At 62.3% G+C, this 23,045-nt stretch carries 19 protein-coding genes; 13 read left to right on the top strand and 6 right to left on the bottom strand.

What is annotated here, in order from left to right:
- Window positions 1-71: 71 nt before the first annotated feature.
- Window positions 72-1,142, bottom strand: coding sequence for an isocitrate/isopropylmalate dehydrogenase family protein (locus L8F45_RS10535; protein WP_342362824.1), 1,071 nt, complete (start codon window positions 1,140-1,142; stop codon window positions 72-74).
- On the bottom strand, window positions 1,142-2,548 hold the full coding sequence (locus L8F45_RS10530; protein ID WP_342362823.1) for an MmgE/PrpD family protein: 1,407 nt from the start codon (window positions 2,546-2,548) through the stop codon (window positions 1,142-1,144). Before L8F45_RS10530 ends, L8F45_RS10535 begins: the two co-directional genes overlap by 1 nt.
- A gap of 109 nt (window positions 2,549-2,657) precedes the next feature.
- Here L8F45_RS10530 and L8F45_RS10525 point away from each other — a divergent pair, with 109 nt between their 5' ends.
- Window positions 2,658-3,359, top strand: coding sequence for an FCD domain-containing protein (locus L8F45_RS10525; RefSeq protein ID WP_342362822.1), 702 nt, complete (start codon window positions 2,658-2,660; stop codon window positions 3,357-3,359).
- Here the strand turns inward: L8F45_RS10525 and L8F45_RS10520 are convergent, their stop codons facing one another.
- From L8F45_RS10520 to L8F45_RS10510, 3 genes are all read right to left on the bottom strand, one after another.
- Window positions 3,360-5,096: an ABC transporter permease gene (locus L8F45_RS10520; protein WP_342362821.1), complete on the bottom strand. Its 1,737-nt coding sequence runs from the start codon at window positions 5,094-5,096 to the stop codon at window positions 3,360-3,362. It lies immediately after the preceding gene.
- Window positions 5,097-5,123: 27 nt separating this feature from the next.
- The gene (locus tag L8F45_RS10515; protein ID WP_342362820.1) at window positions 5,124-6,176 is read right to left on the bottom strand and encodes an ABC transporter substrate-binding protein; all 1,053 of its coding nucleotides are present in this window, start codon (window positions 6,174-6,176) and stop codon (window positions 5,124-5,126) included.
- Between the two features lie 122 nt (window positions 6,177-6,298).
- Window positions 6,299-7,363, bottom strand: coding sequence for an ABC transporter ATP-binding protein (locus L8F45_RS10510; protein WP_342362819.1), 1,065 nt, complete (start codon window positions 7,361-7,363; stop codon window positions 6,299-6,301).
- 130 nt (window positions 7,364-7,493) lie between these two features.
- Here L8F45_RS10510 and L8F45_RS10505 point away from each other — a divergent pair, with 130 nt between their 5' ends.
- The 9 genes from L8F45_RS10505 (at window position 7,494) to L8F45_RS10465 (ending at window position 16,268) form a co-directional block, all read left to right on the top strand.
- Complete coding sequence (locus L8F45_RS10505; RefSeq protein ID WP_342362818.1) at window positions 7,494-8,180, top strand: FCD domain-containing protein; 687 nt, start codon at window positions 7,494-7,496, stop codon at window positions 8,178-8,180.
- Window positions 8,181-8,206: 26 nt separating this feature from the next.
- Entirely contained in the window at window positions 8,207-9,643 is a 1,437-nt protein-coding gene (locus L8F45_RS10500) for an MmgE/PrpD family protein (protein WP_342362817.1), read from the top strand.
- 53 nt (window positions 9,644-9,696) lie between these two features.
- The gene (locus L8F45_RS10495; protein ID WP_342362816.1) at window positions 9,697-10,656 is read left to right on the top strand and encodes a tripartite tricarboxylate transporter substrate binding protein; all 960 of its coding nucleotides are present in this window, start codon (window positions 9,697-9,699) and stop codon (window positions 10,654-10,656) included.
- 51 nt (window positions 10,657-10,707) lie between these two features.
- Entirely contained in the window at window positions 10,708-11,199 is a 492-nt protein-coding gene (locus L8F45_RS10490; protein WP_342362815.1) for a tripartite tricarboxylate transporter TctB family protein, read from the top strand.
- On the top strand, window positions 11,196-12,698 hold the full coding sequence (locus L8F45_RS10485; protein ID WP_342362814.1) for a tripartite tricarboxylate transporter permease: 1,503 nt from the start codon (window positions 11,196-11,198) through the stop codon (window positions 12,696-12,698). The genes L8F45_RS10490 and L8F45_RS10485 overlap by 4 nt, the downstream gene beginning before the upstream one ends.
- Window positions 12,695-14,068, top strand: coding sequence for an MmgE/PrpD family protein (locus L8F45_RS10480; RefSeq protein ID WP_342362813.1), 1,374 nt, complete (start codon window positions 12,695-12,697; stop codon window positions 14,066-14,068). Before L8F45_RS10485 ends, L8F45_RS10480 begins: the two co-directional genes overlap by 4 nt.
- A complete protein-coding gene (locus L8F45_RS10475; RefSeq protein ID WP_342362812.1) occupies window positions 14,065-14,811 on the top strand; it encodes an SDR family NAD(P)-dependent oxidoreductase in 747 nt (248 codons plus the stop codon). The genes L8F45_RS10480 and L8F45_RS10475 overlap by 4 nt, the downstream gene beginning before the upstream one ends.
- 237 nt (window positions 14,812-15,048) lie before the next feature.
- A complete protein-coding gene (locus L8F45_RS10470) occupies window positions 15,049-15,486 on the top strand; it encodes a hypothetical protein (protein ID WP_342362811.1) in 438 nt (145 codons plus the stop codon).
- Between the two features lie 515 nt (window positions 15,487-16,001).
- Window positions 16,002-16,268 carry a hypothetical protein gene (locus L8F45_RS10465; protein ID WP_342362810.1) on the top strand — a complete coding sequence of 89 codons (267 nt, stop codon included), beginning with the start codon at window positions 16,002-16,004 and terminating at the stop codon, window positions 16,266-16,268.
- 17 nt (window positions 16,269-16,285) lie between these two features.
- Here the strand turns inward: L8F45_RS10465 and L8F45_RS10460 are convergent, their stop codons facing one another.
- The gene (locus L8F45_RS10460; RefSeq protein WP_342362809.1) at window positions 16,286-17,488 is read right to left on the bottom strand and encodes an MFS transporter; all 1,203 of its coding nucleotides are present in this window, start codon (window positions 17,486-17,488) and stop codon (window positions 16,286-16,288) included.
- Between the two features lie 619 nt (window positions 17,489-18,107).
- On the opposite strand from L8F45_RS10460, the gene L8F45_RS10455 reads away from it, so the two are divergent.
- The 3 genes from L8F45_RS10455 (at window position 18,108) to L8F45_RS10445 (ending at window position 22,999) form a co-directional block, all read left to right on the top strand.
- Entirely contained in the window at window positions 18,108-20,051 is a 1,944-nt protein-coding gene (locus tag L8F45_RS10455; protein WP_342362808.1) for a PrkA family serine protein kinase, read from the top strand.
- Window positions 20,052-20,183: 132 nt separating this feature from the next.
- On the top strand, window positions 20,184-21,455 hold the full coding sequence (locus tag L8F45_RS10450; RefSeq protein WP_342362807.1) for a YeaH/YhbH family protein: 1,272 nt from the start codon (window positions 20,184-20,186) through the stop codon (window positions 21,453-21,455).
- On the top strand, window positions 21,452-22,999 hold the full coding sequence (locus L8F45_RS10445; protein WP_342362806.1) for a SpoVR family protein: 1,548 nt from the start codon (window positions 21,452-21,454) through the stop codon (window positions 22,997-22,999). The genes L8F45_RS10450 and L8F45_RS10445 overlap by 4 nt, the downstream gene beginning before the upstream one ends.
- The last annotated feature ends 46 nt before the right edge of the window (window positions 23,000-23,045 follow it).

Below are 23,045 nucleotides of genomic sequence, written 5' to 3'. Positions count from 1 at the left end.
CTCCTGGGTTCCGGGCTCGCGGCTTCGCCGCGCCCCGGAATGACGGCGGGAGGGCGCCGCCATAAAAATCATCACGCCCGCTCGATCGCTTCGACGATCGCATCCGTCATGCCCGCCGTTCCCGTCTGGCCGCGAATATCACGCGTGCGCGTTTCCGGCTTCGCCAGCGCCGATTTGATCGCGCGGTCCATGGTCGCGGCGGCTTCGACAGCAGCTTCGACTTTGTGAGCGCGGCCGAGATGATCGAACAACATGCGCGTCGACTCGATCATCGCATAGGGATTGGCGACGCCCTTGCCCGCGATATCAGGCGCGGAGCCATGCGTCGCCTGCGCCATCGCGATGTCGCCTTCGCCGATGCAGAGCCCCGGCGCCATGCCGAGACCGCCGACGAGACCCGCGGCCTCATCGGTCAGGATGTCGCCGAACATGTTGGTGGTGACGACGGTGTCGAAACTCTGGGGATCGCGCACCAGCCGCATCGCAAAGGTGTCGACGATGACTTCATCGACCTTAACGTCGGGATAGTCCTGCGCCGCCTTGTAGCATTCCTCGACAAACATGCCGCAGCCAAGCTTGAATACGGTGTTCTTGTGGACGAGCGTCAGTTTCTTGCGTCGCGAGCGCGCAATATCAAGCGCGGCTTTCGCCACCTTGCGGCTTCCCTTGCGCGAAATGACGCGCACCGAAATCGTGAGATCATCCGTCGGCCGGAACTCGCCTGATCCCATGACGACATTGCGATCGGGCTGGAAACCCTCATTGTTCTCGCGCACGATCACCAGATCGACATCGTCATAGAGGCAGCCGATATCGGGATAGGACCGCGTCGGCCTGACATTGGCGAACAGGTCGAAATGCTTGCGCAGGATCGGATGCGGATTGATCGCGCCGGGAACTTTTGGGTAGGCTTGATGGCCAATTGGTCCGAGAATGAAGCCGTGAAACGTCGCGAGCGTTTCGAGCGTGCCGTCCGGCATCGTCGAGCCGTGGCTGTCGAGCGCCGAGCGGCCGATTGGCATCGGCCGCCAGTCGATGTCGAGCGCATGCTTCTTCGCCGCCGCCTTCGCAACGCGCATGGCGGCCGGCACGATCTCGTGGCCGATATCGTCGCCGTTGAGAGCGCCAATCGTGAACGCCATCAGGGCTGCCCGAGTTCAGCGGTCAGCGTCGCGATCGATGACAACGCCTCGAGTTCGGCGACCATCTTCACGACGCGATCGGCGCGCTCCTTTTTCACCCCGGCGAAGCCGGCGCATTCCCTGAATTTTTCGGCGACCTCGTCATAGCTCATCGGCTCGGTCGGGCTGCCCTTGCCGAAATCGGCGCGCCCGGAAATGCGGCGACCATCCTTCATGTCGATGTCGATGATCGTCGTCATCTTGTCGTAGCCTGCGGCTTCCGCGACCTGATCGACGACGAAATCGACCTTTTCGATCATCATCTGCACGTCGGGCTCCAGCACCACCTCGTCGGTGAATTCGTGCAAGCCCGCTCTGCCGCGCAGCAGCAGGATCGCCATGCAGAACTCCATCGAGAATTTCGCCTGCAGCTCGTTCTTCGGGCGATGATGGATCAGCGCGTTCGGCATGTTCTTGTTCGTGCCGACGCGGACCTTCGCGACATCCTGCGCCTTGATGTCGTTCGCTTTGATGAGACGCAGCATCTCGGTCATGCCGGGATGCGTCAACGATCCCGAGGGATGCGGCTTGATCGAGACGCCGGGCGACGCGAATGTCCAGGGCGCGCCGAGCTTGCCGGCGATGGCGTTGGCGTCGTAGCCGCCGCCGGCGGCGCTGAAGAAGCCGCGCGGCGCTTCGAGAATTTTGTCCGTCGCCGTCCAGCCGATTTCGGCGAACTGCGCCGCCGCGACGCCGCTCTCCGACGAGCGCCCGGCATGGAAGGGTTTCGTCATCGTGCCGAAATTCTCGCGCAACCCCGCCGACTGGCTGCCGGCGAGCGAGAGCGCGCGCGCCGTCTGCTCGGCGTTGAGGCCCATCAGGTTCGCGCTGGCTGCGGCGGCGGCGAACGTGCCGCAGGTCGCGGTCGCATGAAATCCGGTCTGGTAGTGGCGCGGATTGATCGCTTCCGCGATCTTGCATTCGACTTCCACGCCGAGATGATAGGCGAGCATCACGCTGCGCCCATCGCGGCCAAGCGCTTCGCCCATGGCGATGGCGGCCGGCAGGGCGGGCGCCGTCGGATGCGTGAGCAGGCCGTACACGCGGTCCTTGGCGACCGCGAGCTGCGTGTCGTCATAGTCGTCCGCATGCACGCCGACGCCGTTGGCGAAGGCCGCGAAGCGCGGCGCCACCTTCATGTTCGAACCGATCACTGTCGCCGGGCCGGCGCCAAGTCCGAGACTGCCGAGATGCCGTCTGACCAGTTCGCCGCTCTTGGCGACGGAGCCGGAAAGGGCGAGCCCGATTCCGTCGAGAATGGACTTCTTGCCGAGCGCCACGACGTCTGAAGGCAGGTCCGAGAGCTTCGCCGCGCAAATGAAGTCGGCGACATAGCGGGTGAGGTGGGCCTTCTCGGCGTCGGTCATACGGTCCTCCATACGCGGTCACTGGATTGCTGGTTGCTGATTGTCAACAATTTCCAATCAAACTACAGTCGGATTGACGCGGTTCGCGACTCGCGGCGGATGTCGACTGATGACGACGACCACTCTGGATACGGGCGCCGCCCTCCAAATCCGCCGCACGGAGTCGCTGACGACGCTGATCCGGCGCGAACTCGAACGCATGATCGAGCATGGCGAACTGTCGGCGGGCGACCGCATTAACGAGAATGCGCTGGCGGCGAAGCTTGGCGTCAGCCGCGGACCGATCCGTGAGGCGTGCCGCGGCCTTGAGCAGACCGGCCTCGTCAATGTCGTGGTCAATCGCGGCGTCTTCGTCCGCGAAGTCAGCAGCCGCGAGGCGGCGGAGCTCTACGAGATCAGGGCGCAGCTTTATGCGCTCGCCGGCCGTCTGCTGGCGCCGATCGTCACGCCGGGGCAGATCAGCGCGCTCATGGGCTATGTCAACGAGATGGATCGCGCGGTCGAGGCCAGCGATCTCAATCTCTTCTATCCCAACAATATCCGATTTCATGAGGCGATCGTCAGCTTCAGCGGCAATGGCCGGCTGATGATGGAATGCGCCGCGATCCATCGCGAGATGCATCTTTTTCGCCGCCGCACGCTCGACATGCCCGGCCGCATGGCGTTCTCGAATGTCGAGCATCGCAATATTCTCAACGCGCTGAAGAACCATGACGCGCCGGCCGCCGAGCGCGAATTGCAGCGTCACGTCATGACCAGCCGCGAAATCCTGTTTGGTCCTCTCGGTCATTATCCGCCGGCCGACGCCTGATCAGCCGCGCAGAACCGCGACGCGCGATCCGCCGAGAAGCGGCAGCCGGTTTGCGAGATAGATGATCGCAAACGAGATCACGAGCAGCATCAGGCCGAGCACCGAGATCGCGCCGAGATCGCCACTCTCGTTGAGATCATAGATGATCACCGAGACGAGCTTGGTGTCGGCTGTCGTCAAGAGGATCGTCGCCGACAATTCGCGGATCGTGCCGATGAAAACGAAGCACCATGTCGCGATGACGTTCGAGCGCAGGATCGGCGCCGTCACGCGGCGCAGCGTCGTCATGCGCGTGCCGCCAAGAATGCGGCTCGCTTCCTCCAGCTCGACATGCACGCTGCGCAGCGCCGATGAGAGCTGCTGATAGCCGGCCGGCATCTCGATCGTGACGAAGCCGATCAGCAGGATCCAGAGCGTTCCGTAGAGCGGGAGATAGGGGCTGGAATAGCTGAGGAACAGACCGACGCCGAGCACGATGCCGGGGATCGCGACCGGCGCGGTGGCGAGATAGCCAAGCATCGATGATCCGCGAACGCTCTGCCGCGACACGAGATAGGCGACGACGAGCGCGATCGCGGTGCCGATCGTCGCGGTTGAGACGCCGAGCACGAAGGTGTTCCAGAGCGCAAGCTGCGTCGCCGAGAGATCGAAGAAGACGAACTTCACATGATGCAGCGTGAGGCTGTCCCATGTCAGCGGCTCCGCCACTGTCGGCGTCAGCGCCGTTTTGAGAAGCGCGCCGTAAGGCAGGATCACAGTGAGCGATACGACGGCGAGCGCGAACGCCATCGCAAGCCAGCGCCAGCGGCCGAGTTTCATCAGGCGCGGTGATCCGCTCTTGCCGCCGAGCGTGGTGAAGCCGCGCCGGCCCAGAATGCGCCGTTGCCCCCAGAGCAGCAGGATCGTCACGACGAGCAGCGGCACGGCCGCTGCCGCGGCGAGCCCCGGATTGGGCGGATACTGGAACAGGCTCCAGATCTTCGTCGTGATGACGTGAAAACGCGCCGGCAGCGCGATGATCGCAGGCGATCCGAACATGGTCAGCGCCTGCAGGATGGCGATCAGCGAACCCGCCAGCATCGCCGGCAGCACCATCGGGATCGTCACGCGGCGCGCCGTCGTCCATGAGCCTGCGCCGAGAATGGCCGACGCTTCCTCAAGATCGTTCGGCACGCGATCGAGCGCGTTCGCGACAAGCGTGAAGATGTAGGGGAATGTGTAGCAGGCGACGACGAAGACGAGGCCGGAGAAGGTGTAGATGTCGAGGAGATATTCGTAAGGTTCGAGATCAAACAGCCAGCGATAGGCGACATTGATCAGACCACTGTTCGGCGCGGCCAGCAGCTCCCATGCGATGGCGCCGAGAAAGGGCGGCGTCACGAAGGACGCCGTGACAAGGCCGCGGATGAAGGCGCGGCCTGGCATGTCCGTGCGGGCGACGATCCAGGCGAGGGGCGTGGCGATGGCGCAGCCGATCACGCCGACCGACAGCGCCATCCCAATCGCAACGACAAACGGACGACGCAAGGTCGGATCGGCGACGAGATTGATGTAGTTCTGGAGGCTGAATTTGTTCGCGGGCGTCAGGAAGGAATAATAGATGAGCCAGGACAGCGGCAGCAGGACGAGCGTCGCGAGCAGCAGGACGAGGAGGAGAAAGATCGGCTGCGACAGGTCGAGCTTCCAGCGCTCGCGCGTGGTCCCGTCATAGGGGATCGCCGTCGTCATCAGGTTCATCGTTCCCGCCGCTCACACGCTGCGAAATTACACGCCGAAGAATTGCTCGTACTTCTTCTTGATCTCTTCGACGCGTGGTTCGAGCTTCGCCGGATCGGACCAGAGCAGCTTGATCTGCGAGAGGGGCTTGCGATCCTCTTTCTCCTTCACGCCGGGATGGAAGGAGCGCAGCCCACCGATATCGCTGAGAAGCTGCTGCGTCTCCTTGTCATACATGAAGGAGTAGAACAGCTTCGCGGCGTTGGGATGCGGCGGAGTCTTCAGCATCGCGCCATGACCGACTGTGATGACGGTGCCTTCGGTGGGATAGATCACCTCGACGGGCACGCCGGTCTCTTTCAGGATGAACATGTTGTATTCGTTGCCGTCGGCCTGGATCGAGCGTTCGCCCTGCGCCAGCTTCTTCGGCGGCTCGGTCGAGGACTGCACCTGCATCACGCGCTGCTGGCCGAGCTTTTCGAAATAATCCCAGCCGAGCAGATTGCTGAGCACGTCGGTCGCGGTCATGATCGTGCCGCTGTAGCCTGGATGCGCCTTGACGATGCGGCCCTTCCATTTCGCTGCCAGCAGATCCTGATAGCTTTTCGGCGTGTCTTCCGTCTTCACCTGCCTGGTGTTGTATCCCATCACCGAGCAATGGGCGCGATAGGCGGCGAAATAGCCATCAGGGTCTTTCGCCTCCTTCGGCCAATCCTTCGCGACTTCCTCCGGCAGCGCCTGCTGAATCCACTGCTTGCTCTTCAGCACGAGAAAATTCACCGCGTCCGACGTCTCGATCACGTCGGCGTTGAAGATGTTCGAACCATATTCCTGCATGATGCGCTGGAACACGCGCTCCGAGCCGGAGCGCTCGACCTTGACCTTGATCGCGTATTTCGCTTCGAACGCGGCCGCGATCTTCTCCGCCACCGCGACGTCGGTCGAGGTGTAGAATGTCACCGTGCCCTCTTTCTTTGCGGCTGCGACGAGATCGTCGGTCACGGCGTAAGGTTTCGGCGCTTCGGCGCGCGCGGGCAGGGCGGCGGCGCTTGCGGCGAGGCCGGCGATGACGAGGCGTCGATCAGGCGTTTTCAGGCTCATGGCGATCTCCTCTTAGGTCACGCCGCGCTTTGATTGAATCAATCAAAGTGCGGGAACGTGATCGACTCCAAAAATTGAGAGCATGGCGCGAAAAACCGGTTCCCGCTTTTTCGCGCCATGCTCTAGCGAACAAGCGCGCGGCATTGGGCTGCGGGAAAGTTCAGCCAAAGCGCCTGTCCTTTTTCGATGGCGGTGTGAGCCGGCGCGACGGCCCGCACCTCTTCCCCGTTCGGCAGCGCGACGAGGTAATCGCGATGCGCGCCGAGATAGACTTGCCTGACGACGGTGCCGGGCGACCAGTTGAGCGCATCATCAGGCTTGTCCGTCGCCATGACGATGTCGTGCTGCCTGACGGAGACCGCGACATCGCTGCCTTTCACGGGGAAATTCCCGCTGTCGCAGCGCAGCTTCATCGGCCCGCAATCGACGACGCCGTCATCGACGAGGCGGCCCTTCAGAATATTGGTGCCGCCGATGAAGCGCGCGACAAATTCCGATTGCGGGCGCTCATAGATATCTTCCGGCGCGCCGGCCTGTTCGATGCGACCCAGATTCATCACGACGATGATGTCGGCTGTCGTCATCGCTTCGGACTGGTCATGCGTGACATAGACGGTGGTGTAACGGAACTCGTCATGCAGGCGGCGAATCTCGAAACGCATTTCCTCGCGCAGATTGGCGTCGAGATTGGAGAGGGGTTCGTCGAGCAGGAGAGTCTGCGGTTCGACGACGAGCGCGCGCGCCAACGACACACGCTGCTGCTGGCCGCCTGAGAGTTCGCCGGGATAGCGCTCCGCGAGGTTCGAGAGCTTGGCGACGCTCAGGATCGAGTCGACATGTTTGTCGATGTCGGCGCGGCTCATATTGCGGAGCGTGAGTCCGTAAGCGACATTCTCGCGCACGGTCATGTGCGGCCACAGCGCGTAGCTCTGGAAGATCATCGACATGCGCCGACGCTCGGGCGGTTCGGCGAAACCAGCCGATGACACTGCGCGGCCGCCAACGTGGATTTCGCCTTCGTCGGGCGTAACGAAGCCGGCGATCAACCGCAGCGTCGTCGTCTTGCCGCAGCCGGATGGGCCGAGGAGACAAACGACCTGGCCGCGCTCGACCGACAGGTTGACCTTGTCGACGACGGTCTGGGCCCCGTAGCGCTTGGTCAGGCTGGCCAGTTCCAGAAACGTCATATCGCCTCCCGGAGCAGCGCGTGTCTCCGCGCTTACGTCAATCAAGCTATCTGGCGGGCCAAAATTGTCAACAATCAGCAAATGGCGTCGGATTGTTGACAGTTGGCATGCTGCATTCTACACAACTGATATGACAGAGTCACCCACGCTCTCCGCGATTGAGCTCATCCGCTCGAATTCCCTGCCCATGTTGCTGGAGCAGGAAATCGAGCGGGCCGTGCTTGGCGGCGAACTCGCGCCGGGCCAGCGCGTCAATGAGAAGGAGCTCGCGACGCGCTTCGGCGTCAGCCGGGGGCCGGTGCGCGAGGCGCTGCGCGGGCTCGAGGCGGCAGGCCTCGTCGAGCAGGTTCCCAATCGCGGCGTGTTCGTGCGCAAGCTGAGCTGGGCCGAGGCGTCGAACGTCTATGACGTGCGCGCGGCTCTCTTCGGTTACGCTGGCCAGCTTCTCAGTCAGCGCGTTGATGCGGCGGGCGTCGCGCAGTTGCGCGGCTTCGTCGCCGACATGGATGTGGCGGTCGAGGCCGGCGATTTCGAGCGCTATGTCAGGCTCAACTTCGCCTTCCACGAATATATCGTGCGCGAGTCCGGCAACGCGGTGCTCGCAGAACAATATCTCGGCCTGATCAAGCAGCTCAGGCTCTATCGCACCCGCAATCTCATGCTCGCCGATTCCGTGCACGCTTCGAATCGCGAGCATCACGCCATGGTCGACGCGATCGAGGCGCGAGACGGCGATCGCGCCTATCGCGCTCATTTCGATCATGTCGCGCTGGCGAAGCGGCGCCTCGCGACGGCCGGCCCGCAAGCCTTCGCCTGAAAACAGGAAATCACAGGGACAGTGTAGTGACTGCTACTTCTTCCGACATCACGGCGCAGGCTCTGCGCTTCATCGAGCGCACGACCTATGCGGATATTTCGCCTGAGGCACTGCGCATCGCGCGTCGCTGTATGGTCGACACGATCGGGCTCTATCTCGCCGGCAGCCAGGAGCATTCGATCCAAATCCTGATCGAGGACGCGCTGGCGCAGGGCGGCAAGGCTGAATCGTCGCTGCTCGCCAGCGGCGGCCGCAAGGTTCCGGCGGCGCTCGCCGCGCGCGTGCTCGCGACCGCGGGCCACGCCCATGACTGGGACGACACGCAGGTGTCGCACGATCCCGCACATATCTATGGACTTCTCACTCATCCCTCCGTGCCGCCGCTCACGGCCGCGCTGACGGTCGCCGAACGCGTCGGCGGCGTCGACGGCAAGAAGCTCATGCTGGCCTTCCAGTTGGGCTTTGAGGTCGAGTGCAAGATTTCGGAATGGATGAAGCCGCGCCATTATCGCCGCGGCCATCATTCCAGCGGCACTGTCGGCACGTTTGGCGCAGCGACCGCCGCCGCGCATCTGCTTGACCTCAAGGGCGAGGCGCTGGCGCATGCGCTCGGCATCGCCGCGAGTTTCGCGGCGGGCATCCGCTGCAATTTCGGCACCATGACGAAGCCGCTGCATGTCGGCCGCGCGGCCGAGAACGGCGTCACCGCGGCGATCCTCGCCGGGCGCGGCTTCACCGCGGACCCGACGTCGCTCGACGGCCCGTGGGGTTTCTTCTCCGTGATGGGCGAGGGCTTCGACGCGGACAAGGCGAAGCAGGGCTTTGGCGCGCCGCTGACGATCGAAAATCCCGGCGTCAGCATCAAGCCGTTTCCGTCGGGCATTCTCACCCATCAGTCGATGGATGCGATGCTGAAGCTCGTGCTCGATCACGATCTCAAGCCCGGGCAGGTCGAACGCATTCGCTTCCATGCTGGAAAGAACATCATCGAGCCGATCCGCTATCCCATCGCGAAGAACCATCTCCAGGCGAAATTCTCGATGCCGGCGCTTCTCGCGATGATCGTGCTATGCCGGCGCGCCAGCCATCACGAATTCAGCGACGAGTCCGTCGCCGGCGCGGCGATGCAGGATTTGCAGAGCCGGACCGAGGTGATCAATGATCCTGAGATCGACGCCCGTGGTTATGATCTCATCCGCTCGCGCGTCGAGGTGCTGACGAGAGACGGGCGCACGCTCACGCAATGGGCCGACGAACGCTATCGCGGCGGCCCGCTCAATCCGATCAGCGATGCGGACCTCGACGGAAAATTCCGCATGTGCGCCGAAGGCGTCATCGGTGAGCGCCAGCAGGAAGAATTGCTCGGCCTCATACGTTCGATCGATCAGGGCGGCGACATCAATAGACTCATTTCGCTCATCGCTAATGAGAGCGCGCAGCCGATGAAACTCGTGGCGGGATGAAGCCGCCGCATCGAGATTGTCCGAAGAAGCAATCCGATTTCAGGAGAGGAAATATGAAGAGAAGGGTGATTGTCGGCGGGCTTGTTGCTTTCGTGGCGGCTGCAGGAGCTGGCGCCGCGACAGCCGAACCACTCACCTATCCCGCGAAGGTGGTGACGCTCGTCACTCATTCGAGCCCGGGCGGCGGCAGCGATGTATTCCTGCGCGAGATGAGCAAATATCTCGGCAAATATATCAATGCGACTTTCATCGTGGAGAATGTGCAGGGCGGCAGCGGCGCCAAGGCGATCGCGCGCGTGGCGACGGCGCCGGCGGACGGCAGCGTGTTCTACGCGACAACGCCGACCTACATCTACACCTCGCTCATGAGCAAGCCGCAATATTCCTACAGGGATCTTGAGCCGCTGGTGAATGTCTTCGCCGACAGCGAGGTGATCTACACGCGCGCCGAAAGCCCCTTCAAGACGCTGCAGGATGTCATCGAACATGCGAAGAAAACGCGCGGCCGCTGGGGCGCGGCCAATCCGGCCTCGCTCGAACGGCAGGCCGCGGAGCAATTGAAGAAAGCGGCCGGCGTCAATGCTGCAATCGTCACCCATGAAGGCGGCGGCGATATGATGCTCAACGTGCTGAACGGCACGCTCGACATCGGCATCGGCGAGATTGCTGAGCTGCGCTCGCAGCTCGACGCGAAGAAGGTGCGTCTGCTCGCGACGTTCAATCCGAAGCGCATCGACGCCTATCCCGACGTGCCGACGGTGGAAGAGTCAGGCTTCAAGGTGTCGGTGGTGAAATTCCGCGGGCTCGCGGGACCGAAGGGCGCGCCGGATGCAGTGACCGCCGTGTGGGACAAGGCGGTCGCCGCGCTGCTGCAGGACCCTGACTACAAGAAGGTCTATGAGCAGGACGTGCTGTCGCCGAACCTGGTGACGCATGACAAATATCCGACCTTCGTGAATGGCTTCGCCGATACGACAAGCCAGTTCCTGAGAGAGACGGGCGCCATCAAATAAATTGCGGAATTTGAGCGGCGGCTTGGGGCCGCTTTCGACGACGGGAACGCCATGACGAAAGACATGTGGGGAGGCGTCGCCCTCCTGATCATTGCGGCCGCCTATTACATCGGCATCGGCCAGATCGCGGAAAGCACATTATCGGATGATGTCGGCGCAACAGGCCTGCCGCGAATGCTCGCGCTGTCGCTCGCCGTCGTCGCGCTGGCGCTGATCGCGCGCAGTCTGATTGCAGCGCGCGCCGCGACTGTGACGGCCGCGGGCGCGGCGAATGACGATGAAGAGGAGGAGACGGCGACGTTGCCGCGCGCCATCGGACTCTTGCTGTTCGGCGCTGCTTATATTCTGATCCTGCCGTACGCGGGATATCTCGTCAGCATTGCGCTGCTGATCGCAGGCGTCTGCGCCTATGAAGGCGCCGCGCGCGACTGGCGGCTGCCTGTGATCGCAATCGCAGGCGCTGCGCTCTACTGGGCGATTTTCGTGAAACTGCTCGGCGTTCACCAGCCCGCCGGCCTCGTCTTCAGCGGGCTTCTCTCATGAGCGCGATTTCGGATATTTTTCATCTTCTGCTCAGCACGCCGCTGATCTTCGTCGCGCTCGCTGGATTGACCTGGGGCATTCTCGGCGGCGCGCTGCCCGGCATCTCCGCGTCGATCACGATGTCGCTCGTGCTGCCCTTCACCTATACCATGGACCCGGCGATGGCGATCGCGCTGCTCGCCTGCGTCTATGTCGGCGCCGAATATGGCGGCTCCATCCCCGCGATCCTGATCCGCACGCCCGGCACCAATTCTTCGGCTGCGACCGTCATCGACGGCTATGAAATGAACAAGCAGGGCAGGGCGGGCGAAGCGCTCGGCATCTCGCTCATGTCCGGCGTCGTCGGCAGCCTGTTTGGCCTCGCGATGCTGGTCCTGCTGACCGAGCCGCTGTCATGGCTCGCGCTCGCCTTCAAGCCGACCTCCTATTTCGGCCTCGGCATCCTGGGACTCAGCGTCATCGCCTCGATGAGCGGCGGCTCGCTGCTGAAAGGTCTTGGCGCGGCGATCGTCGGATTGATGATCGCGACTGTCGGCACCGATCCGATTTCGGGCGTCACACGCTTCACTTTCAATGTGCCCGATTTGCTCGGCGGCATCGAGCCGGTGCTCGTGATGGTGGGCCTGTTCGCCATGACAGAGTTGATGCGCCAGTCTGGTTCGAAGCTCGACAACCGTCTCAATGACAGCGTGCGCATCAAGCTGCCGAGCTGGGGCATGATGAACAAGCTCAAGCGCTCGCAATTCATCGGCTGCATTCTCGGCACGTTCGAGGGGCTGACGCCGGGCGGCGGCGGCGCCATCGCGGCGTTCCTCTCTTACAATGAGGCGCGGCGCTGGTCGAAGACACCGGAGAAATTCGGCAAGGGATCGGAGGAGGGCGTTGCGGCGCCTGAAACGGCGAACAACACCGTCGCCAGCGCTTCACTCATCCCGCTGCTCAGTTTCGGCATTCCCAGTTCGAATTCGACGGCCGTCCTGCTCGGCGGGTTGCTCATGCACGGCCTGCTGCCGGGGCCGCGCCTGTTCGAGCAGAATTCACGCGTGATCGACAGCCTCTATGTCGGCTCCTTCATCGCCATCATCGCGCAGATCGCGGTTGGCGTGCTGATCCTGCCGGCGGCGGTGTGGCTGGTGAACCGGCCGCGGCATTACCGCACCGGCTTCATCTTCGCGCTGGTTCTGTCAGGCGTTTATACCCTCAACAACAGCCTGTTCGATCTGAGCATCGCGTTGTTCCTCGGCGTCGCCGGCTATCTCATGAAGCTTGCGAAATTCCCGTTCCTGCCGATGATCCTCGGCGTGGTGCTCGGGCATATGGTGGAGTCGAGCTATCGCCGCTCGCTGGTGCTGTCGGGCGGCGATCACCAGATCTTCATCGAGGACCCGATCGCGGTCGGATTCCTCTTTGTCGCGGCCGCTTTCGTGGTGTTCTCGCTGAGCCGCGAATTCCGCGATGCGCGCAAATCCAAAGCAAAACTCAAAGAGGCCCATCCTTGAACGCGCCAACGCCTGCGGGCGCCATTCCTCTTGCGACGCGCATTGCGGCTTTCACCGCCGCCGCGCAGCCTTCTGATGCGACGCGCCCCACATGCCGTCGTCTTCTCTTCGATATTGTCGGGCTCACGATCGCGGCGCGGAACGAGGATTATGTCCAGGCGGCGATGGCGAGCGCAGTCGACGCCGGCGCCTGCTCGGCGTTCGGACATGCGCGCGCGCTCAACCTTTACGACGCGGCGCTGGTGAACGGCACGGCCGCGCACGGCGAAGATTATGACGACACGTTCGAGGGCGGGCCGGTCCATGCCGGCGCCGTCGTTGTTCCCGCCGTGCTCGCGGCGTGCGAGCGCTTCGGCCTCGATGGCGCAGCCGCGATGCGCGGGATCGCTGTCGGCGCCGAGATCATGTGCCGCATGAGTCTCGTCGCGCCGCAGGCGACGCACAAGGCGGGCTTTCATCCCACGGCGGTAATGGGCGCGCCGGCCGCAGCCGCCGGCGTCGGCGCCGCGCTCGGCCTGACCGAGGAGCAGATGGCGCGCGCGCTCGGAATTTCCGCGAGCCTCGCGTCGGGCATCATCGAATATCTCGCCGACGGCAGCTCGACGAAGCGTTTGCACGCCGGCGCTGCGGCGCAGGCGGGCATTCGCGCCGCGCTGCTGGCGAAGAGCGGCTTCACCGGGCCGCTTACGGTGTTCGAGGGATCGCACGGCTTCTACAAGGCGTTCGCGCCGTCGAAGGCGCCTGATTTCGAGCCGCTGATCGCTGATCTCGGCCGTCGCTGGATCATCGAGACGATCGCCTTCAAACCCTACGCCTGTGGAACCATGACGCAGCCCTTTATTGACTGCGCGCTGAAACTCGCAAAGAGCGGCGTGAAGGCGGACGATATCGTCTCCATCACCTGCAATGTCGGCGAGGGCACCGTGCATCGGCTGTGGGAGCCGCTGGCGAAGAAGCATGCGCCGCCGAATGGCTATGCCGGAAAATTCTCGACGCCCTATTGCGTCGCAGTCGGATTTATCGACGGCGAAGCGGGCCTTGGACAGTTCACCGATGAACGCGTCATGGACGGCGCGACGCGCGCGCTTGCGGCGAAGGTCTCCTACCAGATCGATCCGAACGACGAATATCCCCGCAACTTCACCGGCCATCTCCGTGCGACGCTGCGCGATGGAACGGTGCGCGAATTCCGCCAGCCGCATATGCGCGGCGGCGCGCGCGAGCCGCTAAGCGACGCGGAGCTCGAAGCCAAGTTCGAGGCCAACATGCGCTTCGGCGGCGCGGACTCAAGACGGATCGCGACGCTGCGCGCGGCGCTGGGCGCGATTGCGGAAGGCGGCCGCGTCGATCTCTCAGGGGCGCGTCTGTGAGCAGGGGAGAACTCGCCGGCCGCGTCGCGCTGGTTACCGGCGCTGCGCGGAATATCGGCCGCGCCATCGCGTTGTCGCTGGCGGAGGGTGGCGCGCAGGTGATAGTGGCGACCCGCGCCGATCGCGCGTCGGCGGAAGCGGTGGTCGGCGAGATCGAGGCCAAAGGCGGCGAGGCGATGGTCGCGCTCGCCGACGTGACGCAGCCGGACGCGGTGAAAGCGATGGTTGATGCGACGGTCGCGCGCTTTGGCCGGCTCGACATTCTCGTCAATAACGCCGCAGTCCGCAACGAAACCGAATTCGAGACGCTGACCTTGGAGCAATGGCGCGAGATCATGGCGATCGCGCTCGATGGGCCGTTCTTGTGCGCGCAGGCGGCGCTGCCGGCGCTGAAGAAGTCCGATGCGGCGACGATCATCAATATTGGCGGGCTGACCGCCTATCTCGGCGCGCAGAAGCGCGCGCATGTCATCGCGGCGAAGGCCGGTCTTGACGGTCTCACCAAGGCGCTAGCCCACGATCTCGCCGCCGATGGCGTGACCGTGAATCTGGTGTCGCCGGGCCTGATCGAGACGGCGCGCGCGGGCGGGCGGCCGCATCATCACCAGTCGCATGGCAATCTGCTCGGGCGTCGGGGAACGCCCGACGAGGTCGCCGCCATGGTGCGCTTTCTCGCAGGTCCCGGCGCGCGCTATGTCACCGGCCAGACCCTGCATGTGAATGGCGGGGCCTATTTGCCCTGATCGGCGCCTTCGACGCGCTAGATCACGCCGCATTTTGATTGAATCAATCAAAATGCGGGAACGTGATCGATTCCAAAAATTTAGAGCATGGCCTTCGCAGAGCGAACGCTCGCGTTCGTCTCGGAAAAACCGGTTCCCACTTTTTCGCGCCATGCTCTGTCGCCGGCCGGCGGATACTCGATACTCAACCATGAGCGACTCAAGCAGACGGGAACATTCACGTCATGCTTCCGTTAAATGGTGGGTATTTACGATGTCTCCGGGTCTGATATGTCGATAAAAATCATGTTGCGCAGATTGATTTCGCTTTCGCCTGCCGCAGCTGTCGCGAGCTGCGCGAGCCTTGCCGGCGATACGGTTCAATCGATCACCATTGCCGTTTCGCCGGAAACAGCGATTTGCCGGCTGACACGGTCCACCATCGACGCCGAAAGACCCGTGGAAATCCTTGGGGACGTGCGCGGAACGACCAATCTGATCGTAGCCAGGAATTCGCGGGACATTCTTGTCGTTTGCACCGCGCCTGGCTTTGTTCGCCATCAAAGGGTTCTCAAGGCGGAAGCTGCACGCGGCGGAAAGGGCGTTCTGGCCTCGATGGAGCAGTTCCTCGACGAAACCACCGGCGCCGCCTACTCCTATCCGCCTTCTCTGGACATCAAACTGGACCCGGCATAGCCGGCGTTCGTGTCGCCCCGTTTCTCAAAGAAAAGCCCCGAAGCCGAAGCCCGGGGCCGCAGGTGTCAAGGAGGAGAAACCAATACCCGACGCAGGCGGCCGGTTAAGCCGGCCAGGCTCTTCGCAGGCGGTCGCCGCCCGCCAGGCTCGAAATCCGACTCATCGTCCGACGCCGCGCCGAAACTATTCATAGCGCCCGCGTTCGGCCCGGTCAGTTCGGAGGATTACTTATCGTCGGCTCGCAGGCGTCAGGAACGTCGTTCGGTCGCGTTGGCGATCTCGATGAACGCCAGAAAACAGAGAAGCCAGCAGATTCCGAGCCAGGCTAACATCGTTTCCTCACCCGCTTCGTCTTCTTATTGGGAAAAACTGCGCCGTTTCGATGAGTCTGGCAATTCCTGATGAAGCTGAATGTTGCAAAACAGGCGAAAGATCGACATGAATTCGTTGCTGCGGCGCAGCAGGAACATTAAAAGCGGTAAGCGCTTTTCCCTTCCATGGAACGCGAATATTTTATGGGCGACCAATGGAAGCCCAAAATCGAAGGGATCGCGACGGACGCGGCGGAGAAGTTCGCCCTGTTGTATCCCGCTCCGTTCGACCGCGAGGAATTCCTTCGCGTCGAGGGAGAACTGGTTGACGCCGTCCGATCAAATATCGGGGACGATGATCTCTGCCTCCCGCAAAGCGCCCAGCTCGCGATCGAGAACTTCGTGCGCGACGTGTTCGAGCAGCGGCTGCGGGAGCTGGCCGGGGCTGTTTCCAGCGAAGGTCACGCGTAAGCGGCGCGACCGCTCGGTCATGGCCGCCTGGCCGGCGCGAGATAGCGCGCGAAGAAGATGGCGATGATCGGAAGCGGCGCAATCAACAGGAATGAGAGGCGAATTCCAACGCCGGCGGCGATCAACCCGAAGGCGGGCGGCGCAAAGAAGCCAATGGCGATTTGCGCCGTGGAAAGGGCGGCGACATTGAGCGAGGAAGGTCGATCGCCAAGTTGAGCGGCTGCGGAAATCGCCTGCGGATGCGTCGTGCTGACGCCAAATCCGATGAATGCGAAGCCAATGAGCGCCAGAGCGATGGAATGCGCCATCGCGACCATCGCAAGGCCCAGCAGCGACAGCGCAGCGAGCGCCCGCGCGACAGCCACAGGGCCAAAGCGATCAATCAGGCCGTCGGCTGCAAACCGGCCAATCATCTGCCACATCACGAAGGATGGAAGCGCGAGCGTCGCGACCCAGTCCGAAGCGGCGAAATCGTCCCTGAGATAGATGATCGACCAGTTTCGCGATGAGCCTTCAAGGACAATGCCCGAGACGGCGAAGCCGAGAATAAGCAGGACGCCGATGGTGGGCGCGGCGAAGCGCTTCGCCTTGACGCCCCCGTGATGTTCACGCGCCGGGCTTGGCCTCATCGGCAGGACGATGAACACAGTGGCGCCGACCGACACGAGCAGAATGCTCACGAAATGCATGGACGGCGACAGGCCGGCCGCCACGGCGGCGGTTCCGCCCAACGAGGCGCAGAGGAAGCCGACGGCCCAAATGGCGTGACAGCGGTTCATCAATCGGGCGCCTGTTGCGGCTTCGATCCTGTCCGCCTCGACATTCATTGTCACATTGACGCCGGACAGGCCAAGACCAAGCAAGAGCAGGCAGCCGAAGAGTGAAAGCGTATTGAACGCGAAAGGCAGAAGGGTCAGGGCGGCGGCGAAGTAGGGAATTCCCAGCAGCAGGACGAGACGTACGCCAGCGCGTTCGAGAAAGCGACCGACAAGCCGCGAGCCGCAGATCGCTCCGGCCGGAACGCCGATGAGCGCGATCCCGAACTGGTCCTTGGCGAGCCCGATCGCCGCCTGGATTTCGGCGAGGCGCGAAAGCTGGCTGCCGACGATGGCCCCGTGCAAGGCGAATATGGCGATGATGGTCAGACGGCGGATATCGAATATCCCCGCCCGAACGCCCTCATTTGAATTTCGGCTGGCGGCGCAGACGCTGCTGCTCATCTGTTGGTCGCCCCTCGACGTTTGCCGCTCGCCTCAGGACAATCTCTGCAACCTTCAGCGTCCTCGCTCGCGCGTATTCCTATTGGGCGGTGAACTCAACAACCGCGGGGCGAGATGGGCATCCGATCTTGCCAGGTTCGGGCGGCGAACAGGACGCCGGCGGAGGGAGAAAAGAAGAAAAGCGATGGCGAAATTGCTGGAGCGCAGTCGCGAGAAGCGACGTTTAATCAAACGCGTTCAGTGCTTTATCGCCCAAAATGTGATGATGACCGGTTCGCCGCGATTCCGCCTAGGCGCGAATGCAGGCTAAGCGGACTGGAAGCGCGCTGATAGCGCCGCCGCCCGACAATTGTCCCAAAGCGCGCTTTGCGTCTGCGGGCGCCGAACTGTTGCCGGCAAGCAACTCTGTCGGACCAAGTCTCGCGAACGCCCAATTTCTTGGCAGGCGCCCAAAACAAACCTGCTTGATGCATAATTGTACGTATTGCCGGTGAGCGGACCTCGGCATCACAATTTCAAGAAGCCAGTATCGATTCGCGGGAAGACGCTCCTATATCATGGTACAATAAGCGTCACGCGTCTTTTGCGTCCCTGGAAGGGCTAACCGGCAAGAGGGGCCATGTACAACGATTCTCTTTTCAACGCCTTCGCTCGCTCCTTTGAAGCGCGAAGAGAAACTGAACTCTCCATCACGGAATATCTGGAGGCGTGCCGGGGCGATCCCTTGCTCTACGCGAACGCCGCAGAACGACTTCTCGCCGCGATTGGCGAGCCTCAGATGATCGACACGGCCAAGGACGCCCGCCTTGGCCGAATTTTTTTGAACAGGACAATACGGATTTATCCGGCATTCGCCGGATTCTACGGAATGGAAGAGACAATTGAGAGAATAGTCTCCTTCTTCCGTCACGCGGCTCAAGGGCTCGAAGAGCGCAAGCAGATTCTCTACCTGCTCGGTCCCGTCGGCGGCGGCAAATCCTCGCTCGCGGAGCGGCTGAAGTCGCTCATGGAGACGCATCCGATCTATGTGCTGAAGGCGGGCGACGAAATCAGCCCCGTCTTTGAAAGCCCGCTCAATCTGTTTGATCCGGCCGCGATGGGGCCGATCATTGAGGAGCGCTATGGCATTCCACAACGCCGGCTGACCGGGCTGATGAGCCCGTGGTGCCTCAAGCGCCTCGAAGCGTTCGGCGGCGACATCTCGCGCTTCAGCGTGGTGAAGATCCAGCCGTCCCGGCTGCGCCAGATCGGCATCGCCAAGACCGAACCGGGCGACGAGAACAATCAGGACATCTCCTCCCTCGTCGGCAAGGTCGACATCCGCAAGCTCGAACATTACGCGCAGAACGATCCGGACGCCTACAGCTATTCCGGCGGGCTTAATCGCGCCAACCAGGGCATTCTCGAATTCGTCGAGATGTTCAAGGCGCCGATCAAGATGCTGCATCCGCTGCTCACCGCGACGCAGGAAGGCAATTATATCGGCACCGAGAATATCGGCGCGATCCCGTTCTCGGGCGTCATCCTCGCTCACTCGAACGAGGCGGAATGGCGGAGTTTCAAGAGCAACAAGAACAACGAGGCCTTCATCGATCGCATCTGCGTGATCAAGGTGCCTTATTGCCTGCGCGTCACGGAAGAGCAGAAAATTTATGACAAACTGATCGCCGGCTCCGAGCTTGGCCGCGCGCCCTGCGCGCCTGCGACGCTCGAAATGCTGGCGCGCTTCACGGTGCTGTCGCGCCTCGCGAGGCACGAGAACTCCACCTATTTCGCGAAGATGCGCGTCTATGACGGCGAGAGCTTGAAGGAGACAGATCCCAAGGCGCGCAGCGTGCAGGAATATCGCGACGCCGCCGGCGTCGACGAAGGCATGGACGGCGCATCGACGCGCTTCGCGTTCAAGGTTCTGGCCGCGACGTTCAATCACGACACGACCGAGGTCGGCGCCGACCCCGTTCATCTCATGTATGTGCTTGAACAGGCGATCCGCCGCGAGCAGCTCCCTGATGAGACCGAGAAGCGTTATATCGAGTTCATCAAGGCCGAGCTCGCGCCGCGCTACGCCGAATTCATCGGCCATGAGATTCAGAAGGCCTATCTCGAATCCTACTCGGATTACGGGCAGAATCTCTTCGATCGCTATGTCGACTACGCCGACGCCTGGATCGAGGATGTCGACTTCAAGGACCCTGACACGGGGCAGCTTCTCAATCGCGAGCTGCTCAATCAGGAGCTAACGAAGATCGAGAAGCCGGCGGGCATCGCGAACCCGAAGGACTTCCGCAATGAGATCGTGAAGTTCTGCCTGCGCGCGCGGGCGGCCAATGGCGGCAAGAATCCCGCCTGGACCAATTACGAGAAGATCCGCGAAGTCATCGAGAAGCGGATGTTCTCGCAGGTCGAGGATCTGCTGCCGGTGATTTCCTTCGGCTCCAAGAAGGATGGCGAGACCGAAAGCAAGCACGGCCAGTTCGTCGAGCGCATGGTCGGGCGCGGCTATACGGAGCGTCAGGTGCGCCGGCTCGTGGAATGGTATATGAGAGTGAAGCAGGCGGGTTAGATCACGCCGCATTTTGATTGGCTCAATCAAAGTGCGCGGACGTGATCGACTCCAAAATTTTGGAGCATGGTTTTTGCGAAAAAGCGGTTCCCGCTTTTTCGCGCCATGCTCTGGCGAGTTTCTGGAGCGCGCATGTACGTTATCGACCGCAGGCTGAATCCGCGCGGCAAAAGTCTCGAGAATCGTCAGAGGTTTCTGAGGAGAGCCAAGGCTCTGGTGCAGGGAGCGGTGAGGCGCTCCTCGGAAAGCCGTGACATCAAGGATATCCTGGAAGGCGGCGAAGTCGTCCTTCCCATCGGCGGAATGAACGAGCCGCGCTTGCAGCGCGGCAATTCCGGCGTGCGCGATCAGATCCTTCCCGGCAACAAGACCTATGTGGAAGGCGACGTCATCCCGCGTCCGGAAGGCGGCGGCGGTGGAGCCGGACGCGAAGGCGGGGACGGCGAGGGCGAGGACGCCTTCCGCTTCGTGCTGACGCGCGAAGAGTTCCTCGATCTGTTTCTTGACGATCTCGAACTTCCCGATCTCGCGAAGCGTCGTCTGACGCATATGGAGCACGACTCACCGACTCGCGCCGGCTATTCCGTGTCGGGATCACCGGCGAACCTCGCGATTTCCAGAACGGTGCGGCTGGCGATGATGCGAAGGACGGCGCTGAGCCGTCCGACCGCGCGGGAGATTGAGCTTCTGGAGGAGGAAATCGCCGAGACTGTCGACGAGGAGAGCAAAAGCGCCTTGCAGGCGGAGATCGAGGCGCTGAAGTCCAAGGCGAAGCGAATTCCCTATATCGATCCGATCGACATCCGCTATCGCCGCTTCGAAACGAAGCCGAAGCCGGTGGCGCAGGCGGTCATGTTTTGCCTGATGGACGTGTCGGGCTCGATGACCGAGCACATGAAGGATCTGGCGAAACGCTTCTTCATGTTGCTCTATATCTTCCTCACCAGGCGTTATCGCCATGTCGACATCGTGTTCATCCGCCACACCGATCGCGCCGAGGAGGTGGATGAAAAGACGTTCTTCTACAGCCAGGCGACGGGTGGAACGCAGGTCTCCAGCGCGCTTGAGACGATGCGCCAGGTGATCATCGATCGCTACGACCCGTCTGACTGGAACATCTACGCCGCCCAGGCGTCGGACGGCGACAACGCCTATTCTGATCTGGAGCGGACGGAGCAGCTTCTGCACCAGGTTTTGCCGCTGACGCAATATTTCGCCTATCTCGAAGTCAGCGAGCCCGACAGCTCCTTCTCGTCGCACTCCTCGCTGTGGCAGCTTTACGAGCGCGTGGATTCGCAGGATGCGCCGTTCTCCATGCGCAAGGTCGCCAACCGGAGCGAGATATTCCCGGTTTTCAGGGATCTCTTCGAGCGAAAAGAAGAACGGCAGGGGGCCGCGCAATGACGGAAGCGAACTCAAGCCGGTTGTTTGAGGGCGCTGACTGGGATTTCGCGACACTGCAACGAATTCACGACGCCTGCGAGGACGTCGCGCTGATCGAGCTTGGGCTCGACGTCTATCCCAACCAGATCGAGGTGATCACCGCCGAGCAGATGCTCGACGCTTATTCCTCGATCGGCATGCCGCTTTTCTACAAGCATTGGTCGTTCGGCAAGCATTTCGCCCATCAGGAGTCTTTCTATCGAAAGGGGCTGATGGGGCTCGCCTATGAGATCGTGATCAACAGTTCGCCCTGCATTTCCTACCTCATGGAGGAAAACACGGCGACGATGCAGACCCTGGTCATCGCCCACGCGGCGTTCGGCCATAATCACTTCTTCAAGAACAACTACCTCTTCAAGCAATGGACTGACGCCGCAGGTATTCTCGACTATCTCACCTTCTCCAAGAACTACATCGCGCGCTGCGAGGAGAGATACGGTCAGGCGGCCGTCGAACGAACGCTGGACGCCGCCCATGCGCTGATGTCCCACGGCGTCAATCGCTATCCCGGCAAGCGGCGGCCCGATCTACGTGAGGAAGAGCAGCGCGAACGCGAACGGCGCGCGTACGAGGAGCAGGCGTTCAATGATCTCTGGCGAACGGTCCCGACCGGGCCAGGCAAGACGATCAAGGAGCTCAGCATCGACAGGCGTCGGGAGCTGCTTGGTTTGCCACAGGAGAACATCCTCTATTTCCTCGAAAAGTCCGCTCCGAGGCTGCAATCTTGGCAGCGCGAGCTGCTCCGGATCGTCCGGCATGTCGCGCAATATTTCTATCCCCAGGGACAGACCAAGGTCATGAATGAGGGGACGGCGACCTACGTCCACTACAAGATCATGAACCGCCTGCATGACCAGGGCGGGATCGGCGACGGAGATTTTCTGGAATTCATCAAGGCGCACACCAACGTCGTCTTCCAGCCGCAATTCGACGATCCCCGTTATTCCGGCTTCAATCCCTACGCGCTCGGCTTCGAGATGATGCAGGATGTCGAGCGGATCGTGGTGAGCCCGACCGCCGAGGACAGGGAGTGGTTTCCCGATATCGCCGGCGTCGGCGATCCGATGTCGGTGCTGCGCGACATCTGGGCGAACTATCGCGACGAGAGCTTCGTCAGCCAGTTTCTCAGCCCACATCTGATGCGGCGGATGAGCATGTTTCATCTCTCGGACGATCCTGACGAGACGAGAGGCCTGGTCGTGCAGGCCATCCATGATGAGCGGGGCTATCGCCGCATCCGCCGCCAGCTTGCGCGGCAATATGACATTGGCTGGATTGATCCCAACATCGAGATTATCGATGTCGATCTTGCTGGCGACCGGCGCCTGCTGCTCAGGCATTCCGTGGTTCATGGATCGCTGCTTGACGAGGCGAACGCCAAACAGGTTCTCCAGCATCTCGCTGATCTCTGGACCTATGACGTCCTGCTGCAGGAAGTCGACGCGCAGGACACTGTTATCAAGGAGCATCTCGCGACGCCGCGCGCCGTCGCGATGGCGGCGTAACGTCAAAGCGAGAAGGCGCGGATTGCGACCGCGCCGATGTCGTCGC

Origin of the sequence: Terrirubrum flagellatum, from assembly GCF_022059845.1 — a bacterium.
Taxonomy (GTDB): Bacteria; Pseudomonadota; Alphaproteobacteria; order Rhizobiales; family Beijerinckiaceae; genus Terrirubrum; species Terrirubrum flagellatum.
The sequence above is the reverse complement of the archived record's forward strand: the minus strand, read 5'-3'. Positions and strand labels throughout refer to the sequence as shown.